Source organism: Mesorhizobium sp. M7A.F.Ca.MR.176.00.0.0 (assembly GCF_004023165.1).
Taxonomy (GTDB): Bacteria; Pseudomonadota; Alphaproteobacteria; order Rhizobiales; family Rhizobiaceae; genus Mesorhizobium.
The window spans coordinates 77,161-93,729 of sequence record NZ_RZTC01000004.1 but is presented as its reverse complement, the minus strand read 5'-3'; the positions used below and the strand labels follow the sequence as shown (position 1 = coordinate 93,729).

At 63.2% G+C, this 16,569-nt stretch carries 13 protein-coding genes and 1 pseudogene; 7 read left to right on the top strand and 7 right to left on the bottom strand.

Features of this window, described 5'->3' with window-relative positions; translation table 11 throughout:
* Window positions 1-76 precede the first annotated feature (76 nt).
* Window positions 77-2,490: pseudogene (locus EOB59_RS37290) on the bottom strand (FAD-dependent oxidoreductase).
* Between the two features lie 211 nt (window positions 2,491-2,701).
* The gene (locus EOB59_RS02730) at window positions 2,702-3,361 is read right to left on the bottom strand and encodes a TetR/AcrR family transcriptional regulator (RefSeq protein ID WP_164748900.1); all 660 of its coding nucleotides are present in this window, start codon (window positions 3,359-3,361) and stop codon (window positions 2,702-2,704) included.
* 269 nt (window positions 3,362-3,630) lie between these two features.
* On the opposite strand from EOB59_RS02730, the gene EOB59_RS02725 reads away from it, so the two are divergent.
* The 3 genes from EOB59_RS02725 to EOB59_RS02715 all read left to right on the top strand — a co-directional run bounded on the left by EOB59_RS02725 (window position 3,631) and on the right by EOB59_RS02715 (window position 6,950).
* Window positions 3,631-5,070 (top strand): aldehyde dehydrogenase family protein, encoded by a 1,440-nt coding sequence (locus EOB59_RS02725; RefSeq protein WP_127266939.1) that lies wholly within the window; start codon window positions 3,631-3,633, stop codon window positions 5,068-5,070.
* A 92-nt stretch (window positions 5,071-5,162) separates the two neighbouring features.
* On the top strand, window positions 5,163-5,738 hold the full coding sequence (locus EOB59_RS02720; RefSeq protein WP_128287590.1) for a DUF1349 domain-containing protein: 576 nt from the start codon (window positions 5,163-5,165) through the stop codon (window positions 5,736-5,738).
* A 234-nt stretch (window positions 5,739-5,972) separates the two neighbouring features.
* Window positions 5,973-6,950 carry a hypothetical protein gene (locus tag EOB59_RS02715; RefSeq protein WP_128287589.1) on the top strand — a complete coding sequence of 326 codons (978 nt, stop codon included), beginning with the start codon at window positions 5,973-5,975 and terminating at the stop codon, window positions 6,948-6,950.
* Window positions 6,951-7,047: 97 nt separating this feature from the next.
* Here EOB59_RS02715 and EOB59_RS02710 read toward each other — a convergent pair whose 3' ends face one another.
* From EOB59_RS02710 to EOB59_RS02690, 5 genes are all read right to left on the bottom strand, one after another.
* Window positions 7,048-8,118, bottom strand: coding sequence for a glycosyltransferase family 4 protein (locus EOB59_RS02710; RefSeq protein ID WP_245486507.1), 1,071 nt, complete (start codon window positions 8,116-8,118; stop codon window positions 7,048-7,050).
* Window positions 8,119-8,444: 326 nt separating this feature from the next.
* The gene (locus EOB59_RS02705; RefSeq protein ID WP_127808163.1) at window positions 8,445-9,977 is read right to left on the bottom strand and encodes a mercuric reductase; all 1,533 of its coding nucleotides are present in this window, start codon (window positions 9,975-9,977) and stop codon (window positions 8,445-8,447) included.
* Entirely contained in the window at window positions 9,967-11,316 is a 1,350-nt protein-coding gene (locus tag EOB59_RS02700) for a glucoamylase family protein (RefSeq protein ID WP_128287587.1), read from the bottom strand. The genes EOB59_RS02705 and EOB59_RS02700 overlap by 11 nt, the downstream gene beginning before the upstream one ends.
* Before the next feature lie 212 nt (window positions 11,317-11,528).
* Window positions 11,529-12,281 carry an SDR family NAD(P)-dependent oxidoreductase gene (locus EOB59_RS02695; RefSeq protein WP_127266933.1) on the bottom strand — a complete coding sequence of 251 codons (753 nt, stop codon included), beginning with the start codon at window positions 12,279-12,281 and terminating at the stop codon, window positions 11,529-11,531.
* Window positions 12,282-12,413: 132 nt separating this feature from the next.
* Window positions 12,414-13,223: an IclR family transcriptional regulator gene (locus tag EOB59_RS02690; RefSeq protein WP_127808161.1), complete on the bottom strand. Its 810-nt coding sequence runs from the start codon at window positions 13,221-13,223 to the stop codon at window positions 12,414-12,416.
* A gap of 185 nt (window positions 13,224-13,408) precedes the next feature.
* On the opposite strand from EOB59_RS02690, the gene EOB59_RS02685 reads away from it, so the two are divergent.
* The 4 genes from EOB59_RS02685 to EOB59_RS35870 all read left to right on the top strand — a co-directional run.
* Window positions 13,409-14,422: an ABC transporter permease gene (locus tag EOB59_RS02685; protein WP_127808160.1), complete on the top strand. Its 1,014-nt coding sequence runs from the start codon at window positions 13,409-13,411 to the stop codon at window positions 14,420-14,422.
* Complete coding sequence (locus tag EOB59_RS02680) at window positions 14,422-15,264, top strand: ABC transporter permease (protein ID WP_127276927.1); 843 nt, start codon at window positions 14,422-14,424, stop codon at window positions 15,262-15,264. Before EOB59_RS02685 ends, EOB59_RS02680 begins: the two co-directional genes overlap by 1 nt.
* A 3-nt stretch (window positions 15,265-15,267) precedes the next feature.
* On the top strand, window positions 15,268-16,344 hold the full coding sequence (locus EOB59_RS02675; RefSeq protein WP_128287586.1) for an ABC transporter ATP-binding protein: 1,077 nt from the start codon (window positions 15,268-15,270) through the stop codon (window positions 16,342-16,344).
* Window positions 16,341-16,569 (top strand): ATP-binding cassette domain-containing protein (locus EOB59_RS35870; protein WP_245486506.1); only part of this gene is annotated, 229 nt, incomplete at its 3' end. The genes EOB59_RS02675 and EOB59_RS35870, both read left to right, overlap by 4 nt.

Sequence of the window (16,569 nt, the reverse complement as noted above, 5' to 3'; positions counted from 1 at the left end):
CCGGACAGGCCTGATGTTCGGAAAGAAATGTGGATCATCGAATGGTCTTTCGCACCGACGTCATCGGTTCGATCGGTCATGCCCGCATCGCCTTGCCCAGTGGATCATATGGCGACGAACCGATGACGCGCGCATCTCTTTCGACGCCGACGATGTGGGTTGTCAACGGCGTATCGATATCGGCCGCTTCGCGCTCGACCAGCGCCATGGCGAGGCTCTTGCCGACCGTATGGCCATAGCCGCCGGAGGTGACGAAGCCGGCCAGCCTGCCTCTGTTCCAGACCGGCTCGTAGCCGCTGGCATCGGCATCCGCCGCGTCGATTTCGAGCGTCACCAGCGTGCGCCTCGATGGAGCCTTCTGCTCTTTCAGGGCCGCCTCGCGGCCGATGAAATCGCCCTTGTCGAAGGCGACCCAGCGGTCCATGCCGGTCTCATCAGGCGTATAGTCCTGCGTGAATTCGCGCGACCAGATGCCAAAGCTCTTTTCGAGCCGCAGCGAATTGACCGCGCTGAAGCCGTATTCGGTGACTCCCAGATCGCTGCCTGCGGCAAGTAGCGCGCGGCGCAGGCCCATGTGCTCATTGGCCCGGCAATGAATCTCGTAGCCGAGTTCGCCGATGACCGACAGTCGTCCGACCTTCGCCCGCACCAGTCCGACATCGAACGTCCTGCAGGCGAGAAAGCCGAACGCCTGGTGCGAAACGTCCTGATGTGTGAGGCGCTCAAGTAGCATTCGCGCATTGGGACCGGCGAGCGAGAAACCAACAATGGCGTCCGAAATGTCTCGGACGGTGACGCCGTCGCTCATATGCTGCTCGAACCAGCGCATATGCCACTGTCGCAAATAGTAGGATCCCATGATCCACCAGGAGCCATCGCCCCAGTTGAAGACGGTGAGGTCGCCCTTGAGCTTGCCGTTTTCACCCAGCATCGGCGCGAGTTTTGCGCGACCCGGCCTGGGCAGCGCACAGGCGAGCAGCCGGTCGAGCCAGGCTTCGGCCTGCGGCCCGGCGATTTCGTAACGCGAGAAGGCTGATATATCGAGCAGCCCGACACCTTCGCGCACCTTGCGGCATTCCTGTGCGACAATGTCGAAGGCGTTGGAGCGCTTCAGCGTCGGTATCTCGACGAAGCCTTGCTGCGCGAAATAGAGCGGCACTTCCATGCCCCATGAATTGCCCCAGCGCGCGCCGGCGGCATCCATCGCGTCATGCGCGCCGGCCGTTTTCAAGGGCCGTCCCGCCGGCAGCTGCTCGTTGGGATAGCTCATGACGAAGCGGCGCGAATAGAACTGCCCGGTGGTCTGCCTGATGTATTCGCGGTTGGAGGCGAAGTCGCCATAGCGGGCGATGTCCATGCCGTAGACATCGGCTTCCGGCTCGCCATGGATCATCCATTCGGCCAGCGACTTCTGCCGACGCCGCCGCCTTGCAGGAAACCGGCCATGACGCCGCACGCCACCCAGTAATTGGGCACGCCGCGCACCGGGCCGACCAGCGGATTGCCATCCGGCGAGAAGGTGAAGGCCCCGTTCACCCAGCGTTTGATGCCAGCTGTCTCCAGGCAGGGGTAACGGCTGAAGCCGAGCGCCAGTTCGTCGGCTATGCGGTCGGTGTCTTCCTGGATCAATTCGATGCCGTAGTCCCAGGGCGCCCCGTCCATGTTCCAGTGCTTGTGGTTGACCTCATAGATACCCAGTAGCAGGCCTTTCTGCTCCTGGCGCATGTAGGTGAAGCCTTCGAGATCGACGATCAGCGGCAATTCCTTGTCCAGTACCTGGATTTCGGGCAATGCCTCGGTGACCAGATAATGGTGCTCCATCGGCGATACCGGCAGGTCGATGCCGGCCATCCTGCCAACCTGCTTGGCCCACAGTCCGCCGGCATTGACGACGTGCTCGGCAATCACCGTGCCCTTCTCGGTGACCACGTCCCAGCCGCCATCGGCGCGGCGGTTGAGCTTCAGCACCCGGTTGTGCTCGATGATGTCGGCGCCGCGCAGCCTGGCTGCCTTGGCATAGGCGTGCACGACGCCCGAGGGATCGATATGGCCCTCGCGCGCGGCATAGAGGCCTCCCAGCATGCCGTCGGTGTTGAGGATCGGGCAGCGCTGCTTGATCTCATCGACACCGACCAGATGGACATCGTCGATGCCCATGGTCTGGAAGATGCGGTAGGAGGCCTTGAGCCATTCCCAGCGCTCCGGCGCCGAGGCGACCGAGATGCCGCCGGTCATGTGCATGCCGATGCTCTGGCCCGATTCCTTCTCGACTTCGGAGAGCAGGTCGATCGTGTAGGCCTGCAGGGCGGCGATGTTGGGATCGGCGTTCAGCGCATGGAACCCGCCGGCCGCATGCCAGCTCGATCCCGCTGTCAGTACCTCGCGTTCGATCAGCGCGACGTCGTTCCAGCCGAACTTCGCCAGGTGATAGAGCACCGAGGCTCCAACTACGCCGCCGCCGATGACGATCGCCCTGTATTGGGATTTCATCCTGTCGCACTCCACCCATTCAGTGGGGCGAACCCTATCGGTATTGTACATATGTGTCTAGAGCTTGGAAAGGCGATGGAATGAGCGGCCCATGACTCCGCTCTGCGCCGATGCAGCAGAGGGGCTCCTCTGCTGCTGTCGGCAGCAAACGTGCTTGCTATTGGGATGCGCTAAGCGAAATCGTCAGGCCGCGGCGGCCGAGCGGGCCTTACTATCGGTTGCGCGAAAGCGTCTTCTCGACATAGCGCGAGAAGTCTTCGACATCCTCCGCCGGAGGCTCCTGGCCGGTGAAGCTGCGCAGATAGCCGGCGACGTGAGGCAGGCGGCTGCTCATCGGCTCGTTGAGCTCAAGCGAGTAATAGCCGATCTGCATGAAGTACAGCACGCGGGCTCGCACGAACGCGTCTTCTTCCTCATAGCCGTGGCGCATGAACATGTCGCGGATGGCGTTGACACGCTCCTCGTCGGCCTCGTCGAGGGCGCGCCGGATGGCGGGCGAGCGGCGGGCCCAGGCCCTGATCGCGAAATCCAGCTGTGGATCGAACAGCCTTTCGTCCACCCAGCATTCGAAAATGCTCATCACCCCGCGAATGACGGTGGCGGATGGCCGCCTGGCGCGTTCGACGATGAATTTGGTGTTGGTCTGCCGCCAGTAATCCAGCAGCTGGTCGAGCAGATCCTGCCGGCTCTTGAAATACCAGTAGAAGCTGGAACGCGACACATCGAGCTTCTGTCCAAGTGTCAGCACGCGGACGCGTTCGACACCGTCAGAGATCAACGTTTCGAGCGCAAGCTTCAGCCAGTCTTCGCGAGTGGCCTTGATATTGCCGGTGGCGCCGGCGCGCTGAATCGTCGTTTCGAGAGCTGCCATCGGCACGACGCATGACATGCTGCCTCAGGCAAATCAAGGCTATGGACAGAAGTGTATAGAGGAAATCGGCCCAAGCCGGACGACGCACCATGGATGTTGGCCGCATCGAAGCTCGATGAGGCAATGTCGTCACCCGCCATCCGCGCGGCGCAAGCGGGGGGATTTTTGTCGCGGCTGCTGGTTCACTGTTTGCTTTCCCGCGAGGCAATTGTCTGGCAAATACCAGTTCAGACAGATGCCCGCGCGGCCAACAAGCAGGAACACACGATATGACGCTGTTTCGAAAGAACCTCATCGATGGCGAATGGGTCGGCGAGGCCGGTTCGCGCAACATCAACCCCTCGGATACCGGTGACATCGTCGGCGATTATGCCTCGGCGGGTGTCGAACAGGCCAAGCAGGCGATCGCCGCGGCCAAGGCAGCGTTCCCGGCTTGGTCCCGTTCCGGTCCGCTGGCGCGTCACGCAGTGCTGAAAAAGGCCTCCGACGAGATTCTGGCGCGCAAGGACGAGATTGGCCGCAATCTCGCGCGTGAGGAAGGCAAGACGCTGGCCGAAGGCATAGGCGAGACCATTCGCGCCGCCCAGATTTTCGATTTCTTTGCCGGCGAAACGTTGCGTTTAACCGGAGAGGTCGTGCCGAGTGTGCGACCGGGCGTCGGCGTCGAGATGACGCGCGAGGCGGTCGGCGTGGTCGGCATCATCACGCCGTGGAATTTTCCGATCGCCATTCCGGCCTGGAAGATCGCTCCGGCATTAACCCACGGCAACACCGTCGTCTTCAAGCCGGCGGAGCTGGTTCCCGAGAGCGCCTGGACCATTGTCGACATCCTGCATCGCGCCGGCCTGCCAAAGGGCGTGCTCAATCTCGTCATGGGCAAGGGTTCGGTCGTCGGTCAGGCGATGCTCGACAGTCCCGACGTCAACGCCATCAGCTTCACCGGCTCGGTCGGTACCGGCAAGCGCGTTGCCGCGGCAAGCATCGAACACATGCGCAAGTTCCAGCTTGAAATGGGCGGCAAGAACCCTCTGGTCGTGCTCGACGATGCCGATCTTGCGATCGCCGTCGATTGCGCGCTCAATGGCGCCTTCTTCTCGACCGGCCAGCGCTGCACCGCGTCATCCAGGCTGATTGTGGCTGACGGCATTCACGACCGTTTCGTCGATGCCCTCAAGGACCGCATGAGCAAACTGGTCATCGGCGATGCGCTCGACGCGCAGACCCAGATCGGTCCTGTCGTCGACGCGACGCAGCTGAAGCAGGACGAGGACTATATCGCCATCGGCGTCAGGGAAGGTGCCACGCTCGCCTTCGGCGGCGAGCGGCTCGACCGCAAGACGCCAGGCTTCTACCTGCAGCCGGCATTGCTCACCGAGGCCACCAATGCCATGCGCAGTTCGCGCGAGGAGATTTTCGGACCTGTCGCCAGCGTCATTCGCGTCAAGGACTATGACGAGGCGCTTTCCGTCGCCAACGACACGCCCTTCGGCTTGACCTCCGGCATCTGCACCTCGAGCCTCAAGCATGCCACGCACTTCAAGCGCAATTCGGAGGCCGGAATGGTGATGGTCAACCTGCCGACGGCGGGTGTCGATTTCCATGTTCCCTTCGGCGGCCGCAAGGGCTCGAGCTATGGGCCGCGCGAGCAGGGCCACTATGCGGCGGAGTTCTACACCACGGTGAAGACGGCCTATACGTTCGCAGGCTGATCGGCCGTCGACCGATCAGCCTGACTGATCGGTCACTGCCGACCATGCCGGCAACACCGCCATGCACATCTGGATTGGAGCGGCGCGAAAGGATGACAGTGCAAGATCTGACCTGGCTTAACCCGCCGCCGCACCACGCCATCGAGGGCGATAGCGTTCGTGTGCGCACCGGCAAGGAGACCGATTTCTGGCGCGAGACCTTCTACGGTTTCTGGCGCGACAACGGCCACTTCCTGCACCGGCCTGTCGAGGGCGATTTCAGCGCCGAAGTCACGGTCAAGGGCGACTACGAGGTCCTCTATGATCAGGCCGGGCTGATGGTCCGGCTCAGCGAAACGCACTGGATCAAGGCCGGTATCGAGTACACCGACGGCCTTGCCTATTTCTCCGTCGTCGTCACCAACGACACGTCAGACTGGTCGCTGGTCGCCATTCATGCCGATCCGAACGGCGTCAGGATCCGGTTGACCCGTCACGCCGAGGCGATCCGCGTCCAGTACCTCGACGCTTCCGACAGCCACTGGAAGCCTGTGCGGCTTGCCTATTTCCCGACCTCGAAGACGGTCGATATCGGCATGATGTGCTGTTCGCCGCAACGCGAAGGCTTTGAGGTAACGTTCTCGGATTTCTCCCTCGGTCCGCCGATATCGCGGGAATTGCACGATTGAGAAGTGCGGTCTTGCGCTGAACCGCAAGCACTTCGACCTTTGCCACAATCAAGTCTGTAGACCGCCGTGTGCCTCCGGCCGAGCCGGGGGGTTGGCAGCGGCACTGCAGCCGGCGAGATCGTCAGCCAGTTGCGATGCCGCCAGACGGTTCGAAATTTTTGGCCCCTGGTTCGGCTCAAGGCGGTGCAAGGCAGGACGTTGCAACGCTATTGGCATCCGCGCTAGGAGTTGCCGATGGGCAGGTTTCGAAGGGCTGTCAAAAGAGCCGTCTACTCCAGGGCGCTAAGGTTTCTTGGCGTTCCGCCCGTGCTGTGGTCGCAGGGCATCGGGCATTTCTGCGATTTCGCCGGGCCGCGCTGGTATCGCAACGCGCCAACTGCATCTACGCAGAGCGAGGCATTTTTCCGCCAACATTACAGCGGCGCGCATGGCATCGTCTGGCTGCGCCTGAGCACCTTGTCCAGGGATGCGCAAACCTGCGACCTCGACACGTTTGTCAGGATCGTGCTGCCGACGATTACGGCACCATTCACGCTGCTGACGACCGATGGGGATGCTTCGGTGCCGTCGGATTTGGCGAAGGACACCGTCGACCAGCTTCTCGCCAACCCTTTCCTGGTCTCCTGGTACAGCCAGAATTGTGATGGCACTCACCCCAGGGTGAAGCCTTTCCCGATCTGGCTCGATCTTCACACGCCTAGGTCTCTTGCCACGCCGGCAGGGCTTGTGAAGCAACTGGAAATCATACGCGCCCGGCAGGATAATGTGGACCGCCGTCCGCCCAGGCTGTTCTCTGATTTCAGCATCAGCAATGGCTCGAGGCAGCGCCGGGAACTGCTTGATGCCCTGGGCGGATGTCCGCACGTCGATTTCCTGACGAAACGCGTCTCGCAGCGCTCGATCTGGCAACTGTACTCGCAATACCCGCTCGTGCTGTCCACCGAAGGCAACGGCCTGGACTGCCATAGGACATGGGAGCTGTTTTATCTCGGCTGCATCGTCGTCACCAGGACCTCGCCGCTCGACCCGCTCTACCAGGGCCTGCCTGTCATTATCGTCGACGACTGGCATGAGGTGAGGGACCCCGATGCGCCGAGACGCTGGATAGAGCAGGTCGCGCATCTGACCGACCGGGACCATGTTTGGCGACGCTTGCATCCGCAAACCTATCTCGGCCCCATTCGGCAAGAGCTTCAGCACGCATCCCGATAGGGCAGGCCACGAAATTCCGGTTGGACGCGGTGCGAAGCGGAGCTCCTGCAAGCGATGTGGAGCGACGTCGCTCCTCCATATCTGGTGGAGGGAGGGATCATGTGCCAGCCTCGTCCAGCCCCAGCCCGCCGCGGACGGCATTGCGGATGGCTTCTGGGCCGAACCTTGCCCAAACCGCTTGATGCGCGCAGATGCGCTGCCGTGCCCTGCGGTCGGCATCCAGGCAAAGTCCGACAGCCGTCTCGGCAAGTCCTTCATCGGTATCCGACAGCAGCAGTTCCTCCCCGCCGACCAGGTCCAGGCCCTCGGCCGCCAGAGGCGTGGCGATCACCGGCACGCCCCACGCCATCGCCTCCAGAATCTTGATGCGGGTGCCGCCGCCTGCCGCAAGCGGGATGATGGTGAGATGCGCTCTCGACAGAAGCGGCGCCATGTCTCCGGGGTCTTCGACGAGCTCCACGCCAGGCAATCCTGCCAGCGCTTGCACGGCCGTTGTCGGGTTGCGCCCGGCGAGAATCAGTGTCGCGGTCGGCAAGGCCAGTCGGATGCGCGGAAGTATGGAGCCGGCTAACCTCTGGACGGCATCGACGTTTGGCGGATAGCCGAGATGGCCGACGAACAGGATCACCGGAAAGCCTTCGTCGGATACGGGCTCGGCGGGCAGCGTTTCGGGGCTGTGCCCGGCGTGCGGAATTCCGTTTGGAACGACATCGATCGGCAACTTGTGCCGACAAAGTGCCATCAGCCGCTCTCGATCCTGGCTCGAGCAGACCCAGACCCTGTCGACAAGGGCAAGCGCCTTTCTCTCGAGACGCCTGATGCCAAGGCCCTCGCTGATCGTCGCCACCGCAGCCCGCTTCGCATCGACGTGCCGCAGCTGTCCCGCCAGGTCGGACTCGACATTGTGCATGTCGAGGATGAGCTGTTTCGTCAGTGCCCGCAAAGGCCGCAGCAGCTTGAACAGGCCGATACCCTCGATCACCACCGTGTCCGGGCGGAAGTCCCGAACCAGTGTCTCCAGCCGCGTCAAGGCGACGCGCGAGATGCGACGCTCCGCCCTTATACGCCACCACCCGATCGAGGCGGAGCGGGCCTCTCCCTTGATCGACAAGGCTTCGGTGCGGATCGACGGATCGGTTGTTTCCGTCGCCTGCGGCAGCACAGACACCAGGCAGACCGGGCCGAATTGCGCAGCAGACTCAGCATTGCGGTAGTTCCGCAGATCCGCGCCGGAGATCGGCGGAAAGGCTGGATCGTGGGACACAACCAGCACACGTCGCCCGGCTTTCGCCGCGGAGACAGCGTCGAGCGGTTGTGCGCCCGCGGGTTTCAAAGCGGGCACTCTGGGCTTTGCGCCGTAGGCTTCATTCCAGACGGCATGCGCGACGGCCCCAAACCATAACAATCGGCTTCGACTTGTTCAGCCGAACGAGGCTTTCGTCAAGCGCCGCATCGTCGCTGATTGTCAGATGCACCAGTTGCGGCAGGCTGCTGTCACCATCGCCTTGACCACGCCAACCAGCGGCCCGCCAGACGCTTCCACGATGAGGTGAGCCTTGTCCGCCGATAGGCGTCGCCGGCCATCTTGATGCCTTGCGCCTGCGTCGGGAATGGATGGATGACGTCGGCCAACGCACGCAATCCGATGCCCGATTTGATCGCCAGCGACACCGCATTGATCATCTCGCCGGCATGGCTGGCAACGACCGTGGCGCCCAGGATGCGGTCGGATCCCTCCCTGACGTGGATTTTGACAAAACCCTCCTCCTCGCCATCCATCACCGCACGGGCGACATCGTGCATCAGCACTGTATAGGTCTTGACTGGGATGCCGTTCTGGCGCGCCTCCGCCGGATAGAGGCCGACATGGGCGATCTCCGGATCGGTATAGGTGCACCACGGAATGACCAGTTCGCTCAGCTTCCTGCGTCCGAGAAACAGGGCATTGCGTACGACCATGCGGGCTGTCGCCTCGGCGGTGTGGGTGAATTTGTAGGCGAGGCAGACATCGCCCGCCGCATAGATGCGCGGATTTGTGGTGAGGAGACAGTCGTCCACCTTGATACCGTCGGCATCGTAAGCCACCCCGGCGTTTTCCAGGTCGAGGCCGTCGACATTGGGCGATCGGCCGATGCCAGTGATGATCTCATCGACGGAAATCGTCGTCGTGATGTCGTCGCACACCAGGTCGGCGAGCTTCTTGTCGCCTTCCGTTCGTATCGCCACCACCTCGGTGTTGAGGCGAACCTCGACACCTTCGCGCGCCAGCGCATCCGAAAGGATCTGGGCGGCATCGCGTTCCTCACCGGGCAGGAACATCGGTTCGCGCTGCGCCTGGATGACCTTCGCGCCCAGCAGGCAGAAGGCCTGCGCCGCCTCGCAACCGAGCGGTCCGCCGCCGATGACCAGAAGCCGCTTCGGGCACTCCGTGAGATCGAACATGGTCTCGTTGCTGAGATAGCCGGCGTCGGCAAGCCCCGGGATCGTCGGCAGCCTCGGGCGCGCGCCTGTCGCGATCAGCGCCTTTCTGAAACGCAAGATTTGTCCGGCGACCGTGACAGTGTCCCTTCCGGAAAACCGCGCTTCGCCGAAATAAAGGTCGATGCCTTCGGAAGCCAGGCTATCGGCGGCATCGGCGCGGCTGATCCGCTGCCGGATCTGCCGCATCCGCGTCATGGCGCGCTGAAAGTTGACGTGAAGACGGTCCGGCATGTCGCCGCCGAAATTCTCGGCATCGCGCATGTCGGCATAAAGCCTTGCGGTGCGGATGATCGACTTCGACGGGATGCAACCGACATTGACGCAAGTTCCGCCGATCAGGTTGCGCTCGATGAGCGCGACCTTTGCGCCGAGGCCGGCCGCTTCGTAGGCGGCGGTCAGCCCAGCCGGCCCGGCACCGATGACCACGATATTGTAGGGATCGTCCGGCTGCGGGTTCTTCCAGTGCGGCGGATGGGCGCCCTTGATCAGCTCAATGTCGTTGTGATCGACAGGAAAGGCGGTAGTCCTGGTCCGGTCACGCGACATCGCCGCCACCCGACGCCGGGCTTGCTGGCTGAGACAGCCAGCCGCCATTGAACCCGGCCTTGCGCAGGCCGTTGCGGATGTGTTGATTTGACCGCATCAGTCTCCAGATCAACCCTGACCGATGGTTCTCGATCATCATCACCACGATGCCTTGATCCAGCCCATAGTGGCCTTCCGACACCCAGCCGTGCCTCCCGAATTTACGCCGGTTCGCCAATGTCGGGTTGAAACCGCTCGGCAGTCGGAAATTACCGATCACCTCGGGGTAGCGATCACCGAGATGGCGCAACGCCGCCAAGCAGATCTCCGGGGCGAAAGGCAGTGATGCCGGATAGGACCAAGGCGCGATCGTCCCGTCATCGGGCCCGAACGGCGCGCCGCGCGCGGCATAGCCGGAAAACCGCCGGCGCTGTCGCTCCACGCTGGTGCGAAAACCGCCTGGCCCGTCGCCCGCCGAAAGACCCCAAAGGTTCTCGTCGTAGCCGCCATAGCCGTAAGGGTTGTGGCGTGCATAGTCGCGGTGCAGATAGGTCGAGCGGCGGCTGTTTTCGAAATAGTCCGAGTTCTTCTCGCGCATGAAGGCGTCGCGGATGCCGGCGAAATCGATCCAGGCATGCGAGAACTGGTGCATGAACAGCGGACCGCCATACAGCACGTCGTAGCCGTAGATGTTTTCCCACTGATAGGTCGCCGTCCAGCCCTCGTAGCTGTTGTCCGAGGTCGGGCTGTCGGGCGAGGCCATCGACAGGATGTAGAGGATCGTGGCTTCGTTGTAGCCCTCCCAGCCATAGTGGAGAAAGCCGCTCTTCGGCTTCCAGCCTTGTCGCAAGGTCGGGCTTGAGCCTTGTGCCCACCGCCAGTCGACGCGCCGGTAGAGCGCCTCTGCTAGTTGGCGGATTTCGGCTTCCTCGTCATCGTCACCGGAGAAATAGGCGCCCGCCACCAGCATGCCCGATATCAGCAATGCCGTATCCACCATCGACAGTTCGCAGCGCCAGACGCGCAGGCCGGTCCGCATATCGAGGAAATGGTAGTAGAAACCCTTGTGGCCGGTGACGTCGTCGCTATTGCCTTGCCGGCTGGTCGAGAAGAAACGCAGCGCGGCCAGCGTCAGCTTCGCGGCGGCATCGCGCGCCATCCAGCCGCGCTCGACGCCGATCGGGTAGCAGGACAGCGCGAAGCCGACGACAGCGATGCTGGCCGGCGAATTCGGCCGCGACGTGTCGGCGACCAATCCGTTTTCGGGGTTCACGTTCTCGAGGAAATAGTCGAAGGCGGCGCGCTGATAGCGGTCCAGAAGCTCGTCGTCGGACAGCGCGGCAGGCTCGGCTCTAAGCAAAGGAAGCAAGCTCCCGCCGGATGGCTGCAGCGTCCGTCAACCGCCAACCAGTTGCCCCGCACCGGCAGGTCATCACGCACGCTGAACTGTCATGCCGTGTCATAGCTTTCCCGTATAGCTTTGTTGCGTCAACGTCGATTCGACGCCTGAGACTATACGCCCCTACGCTCCCGTTCGTTGCGTCGTCACGCGGAATTGAGATGCGTCCTGCCTCAGTAGGTGGCGCGGCCGCCGGAAACGTCGAACACGGCGGCGGTCGTGAACGAACACTCTTCCGAGGCAATCCAGCAGATCAGCGCCGCCACCTCTTCGACCTCGCCGAAGCGCGCCATCGGTATCTTGGACAGCATGAAGTCGATGTGCTCCTGGCTCATCTGCTTGAAGATAGCGGTGCGCACGGCCGCCGGTGTGACGCAATTGACCGTCACCTTGGTCTTGGCCAGTTCCTTGCCGAGCGACTTGGTCAGGCCGATCACCGCGGCCTTCGAGGTGCTGTAGGCCGAAGCGTTGGGATTGCCTTCCTTGCCGGCGATCGAGGCGATGTTGACGATGCGGCCATAGTTGCGCTCGAGCATGTGCGGCACGAGCGCCTTGTTGCAGTAGAAGACGCCGTTGATGTTGATGTCGATGACCTTCTGCCAATCCTCGGTCGAATAGTTCCAGGTCGTCATGTTCGGCCCGGTGATCGCCGCACTGGTGACCAGGATGTCGACACCGCCAAGCGCTTCGATCGCCGACTGCTTGGCGCGTTCCACGCCGGCCGCATCGGCGACGTCGATGGCAACACCGTGGAGGCCGGGAAGGGTGGCTTTGGCCTGTTCGATCTGAGCCGGATCGCGATCCCAGACTGAAACCCGTCCGCCCTCTTCGACAATCCTCTGAGCCACTGCCAGACCGATGCCTGAAGCGCCGCCGGTGATCACCGCCGCTCGACCGCTGAACCGCCCTGTAAAATTCATCGGCATCCTATTTTCCCGATCATCCCAACCCGATGGACGATGACGGCACGCGACCGCCATACCATCGACTGCGACTGTGCGGTCCCCATCAGGCGAGTTCAAGCCGGCATGCGAGGCCGATCGTCTGGGCCAATCCCGTTACCCGGGATTTCCCTCGAGCTCTCTGCCCAGCGCCTTCACCATCGCCACCAGCGCCGGTCCGATCTCGGCATGCGCGCGCTCTTCCGTGATGATCTCGCCGATGCCGCCGCAGGTGATGGCAACCAGCGGCGAGCCGTCACTCGGACGGAACGGCACGCCGACCGCATGGATATAGCTGTGCCAGGCGCCGAACGACGTCACATAGCCCTTGTCTGCATACTGGGCGATCGCATCGTCGATCGCCGCCCCGATCATCGCCGCCCTGTCCGGCTCGGCCTCCTGCAAAGCCTCCACAAGGCGAGCGCGCTCCTCAGGTGAAAGGGCCGCCGCATAGGCCAGCCCCATCGATGTCTTCCAGATCGGCAGGTAGGAGCCCGGGTTGAGGCGCAGCGTGACAAGGCTCTCCGACCGGCAGTTGGCGAGATAGACCATGTTGAGGCTGTCGCGGGTGCCAAGCGCCACCGCCGCCCCCGTCAGATCGGCCAGCGGTTGCATCAGCGGCCGGGCGACGTGGACGACCGCACTGGAACTCAGTGCCGAATAGCCCAGCGCCACGGTGGCTGGTCCCAGGCTATAGCGGCCGAGGTCCTTGTCGTAGAGGAGATAGCCAAGCGCGCTTAGCGTATAGGTGATGCGCGAAACCGTGGCCTTGGGCAAGCCGGTGCGGGCAATGATGTCCTGATTGCCGAGTGAGGCATCGCCCGGGCGGAAGGCGCGCAGGATGCCGAGCCCGCGCACCAGCGACGACGAAAGCTGCGCGCCTTCGACTTCAAGCTCCGTCTCGTCCCTGGTGGCTCGCTTGCGCACGCTGAGGTCTTTCTGGCGTCGTCGTCCGCCTGTCGGGCCGGTGTCGCCGGCGCTTTCCCAAAAATGAAATTAAATTCCATTTATATTTGACAGGCGCTTTCCCTCCCTGTCAATATGCTTCCCTCGATGGCATCTCCCAGCGCCCTGTGCCATCTTACGAAGCCCGTCCTTGTGAAGGTAGCCACGTGTCTCGCTATATTTTGCGCCGGCTTATCGCCATGCCGTTTCTGGTGCTCGGCATCGTCACCATTGCCTTCCTGATCACCACGGTGACCAAGGGCGATCCGCTGACCGCGATTGTCGCCGAACAGCAGATGAGCAACCCCGAAGTGGTGGCCGCCGCCAAGGCGCGCTGGGGTCTCGATCGTCCTTTGCCGGAACGCTATATGATATATCTTGGCAATCTGCTGAGCGGCGATCTTGGCACCTCATTCATCACCAAGCGCAATGTCGGCACCGACATCCTCTACCGCTTGCCGGCAACGCTCGAACTGGTTTTCACCGCGATGATCTTCGGCACCACGCTCGGCATCGTGCTTGGTGTGCTGGCCGCCTATTTCCGCAACAGCCTGATCGACCATGGTGCGCGGCTCTTCGCCTTGTTCGGCTCGTCGCTGCCGGTGTTCTGGTCGGGACTCGGCCTGTTGTTCATCTTCTCCGTCATGCTGAACTGGCTGCCGGGGCCGGGCAGGGTCGATGCCCGCCTGGCATTGCCGCCCGGCATAACCGGCTTCCTGACCATCGATTCGCTTCTGGCTGGCGACTGGACCGTCTTCAAGGACGCGCTCCGGCACCTGCTTCTGCCGGCCTTCGTCCTCGGCTGGACGGTTTCCGGCACCATATCGCGGCTGGTGCGCGCCAACATGCTTGATGTGATGAGCCGCGAGTTCGTCCTCACCGCGCGCGCCAAGGGCGCGAGCGAATTCCGCGTCGTCATCGTCCATGCGTTGCGCAACACCATGGTGCCGACCCTGACCGTCATCGGCTATTCCTTCGCCTATCTGATCACCGGCGCGGTGCTGACAGAAACCATCTTTTCCTGGCCGGGCATGGGCTCCTATGCCGTCGAGGCGGCGCGCGCGCTCGACTTCCCGGCGATCATCGGCGTCACCATCGTCGGCGGCCTCGCCTTCCTGGTCACCAACCTCATCACAGACATCCTCTACGTGGTGGCCAATCCGCGCGTGAGGTTGAGCTGATGTCGGCGGTCACAACCAAATCCCATTCCGCCGCTGTTCCCGAATGGCTGACCGCGCCATTGGTCATCGGCACGGTCGTCATCCTGTTCTGGCTGTTCATGACCGTCTTCGCCGCCTTAATCGTGCAGTTCGATCCGCTCGAAATGGTCGCGCGCCGCTTGCAGCCGCCGAGCTGGGCGCACTGGCTGGGCACCGATGCTCTCGGCCGCGATGTTCTCGCCCGCACCTTGCACGGGGCGGCGCATTCGCTGCCGATCGCGGTTCTGGTCGTCGTCTCGGCTGTGGTGATCGGCTCGCTGCTCGGTGCCATTTCCGGGTTCGTCGGCGGGCTGACCGGTGCGGCGATCATGCGGCTTGTCGACGTCACTCTGTCCTTCCCGCCGATGCTGCTGGCTATGGCCGTCGCGGCGTCGCTTGGGCCGGGCCTCGGCAATGCCGCCATCGCCATGGTTCTGGTCTGGTGGCCGGTCTATGCCCGGCTGATGCGGGCGCAGGTGCTGGAGGTGAAGGAGCGTGAGCATGTCGAGGCGGCGATCGCCGCCGGCGCCAGGCCGCGCCGCGTGCTGTTCACGCACATATTGCCGCTTTGCTGGACCCCAGTGCTGATCAGCGCGACCATGGATCTTGGCCAGGTCGTGCTGCTTGCCGCGTCGCTCAGCTTCATCGGACTCGGCGCCACGCCGCCGACCCCCGAATGGGGGTCGATGATCTCGGATGGCGCCGTCCATTTCTACCAATGGTGGATCGCCTTCGGTCCGGGCGTCGCCATCCTCACCATCGTGCTCGGCTTCAACTTCATCGGCGACGGCTTGCGCGACATTCTCGATCCAAGGTCGGATTAAGCGATGAGCGCACAGATATCTACAGCGCCGCCGGGTGCAGTCGACAAGGCGGGCAAAGGTGAGCCGCTGCTGTCCATACGCGGCCTGCGGGTAGGCTTCCGGCGGGCAGGCGATCAGTTCGAAGCGGTGCGCGGCATCGACCTCGACCTCGCCAAGGGCGAAGTGGTCGGCATTGTCGGGGAGTCCGGCTCGGGCAAGTCCGTCGGCATGCTCGCCGCGCTCGGCCTGACGTCGAAGAACGCGGTCGTCACCGGTTCGGTCCGCTTCAACGGCGACGAACTGGTCGGCAAATCGTCACGCGAAATGCGCAAGATCAGGGGCGCGCGCATCGCCATGATCTTCCAAGACCCGCTGTCCTCGTTGAATCCGGTGATGACTGTCGGCGCCCAGATCGCCGAGGCGGTCAGGCTGCATCAGCGCGTCACCCGCAAGCAGGCCATGGCGCGCGCGGTGGAATTGCTCCATCTGGTGGCGATCCCGCAGCCCGAACGCCGGGTCAACCAGTATCCACACGAATTCTCCGGCGGCATGCGCCAGCGCGCGGTCATCGCCATGGCCGTCGCCAACGATCCCGATTTGCTAATCGCCGACGAACCGACCACGGCGCTCGATGTCACGGTGCAGGCGCAGATTTTGGCAGTGCTGCGTTCGTTGCAGGAGCGGCTCGGCCTTGGCCTGGTGCTGATTACCCATGATCTCGGCGTCGTCGCCGGTCATGCCGACCGCGTCGCGGTCGTCTATTCCGGCCGTGTCGTCGAACAGGCTGGCGTATCCGAGCTGTTCGCCGACCCGCGCCATCCCTATACGCGCGGCCTCATTGCCTCGATCCCCAATCTCGAGGAAAGCCGCGAGCGGCTGTTTTCGATCGATGGCTCGCCACCCGCACTTGGGCGCTTGCCGGGCGGCTGCGCCTTCCATCCGCGCTGCATCTATGCCGAGGCACGCTGCCGGACCGAGGATCCGCCTTTGCACGACATAGGCGGCCGCTTCTCGGCCTGCCATTTCGCGACGACCTTGCCGCCCTTCCATAGCGCCTCGCTGGCGGCGGCAGAACTGGACAGTGGAAGCATGGCCCCATGAGCGCAGTGGAGCAAATTCAAGTCGAAACCAAGCCGGCGGCAGCGCTTTCCGTACGCCATCTTGTCAAGGATTTTCCGGTTCGCGGCGGCCTCGTCTTCGACCGCGCGGTTGCCCATGTGCGTGCGGTGGCCGATGTGTCCTTTGACTTGGCGCCGGGCGAAACGCTGGGCCTCGTCGGCGAATCCGGTTGCGGCAAGTCGACCCTCGGACGCTGCCTGATGCGGC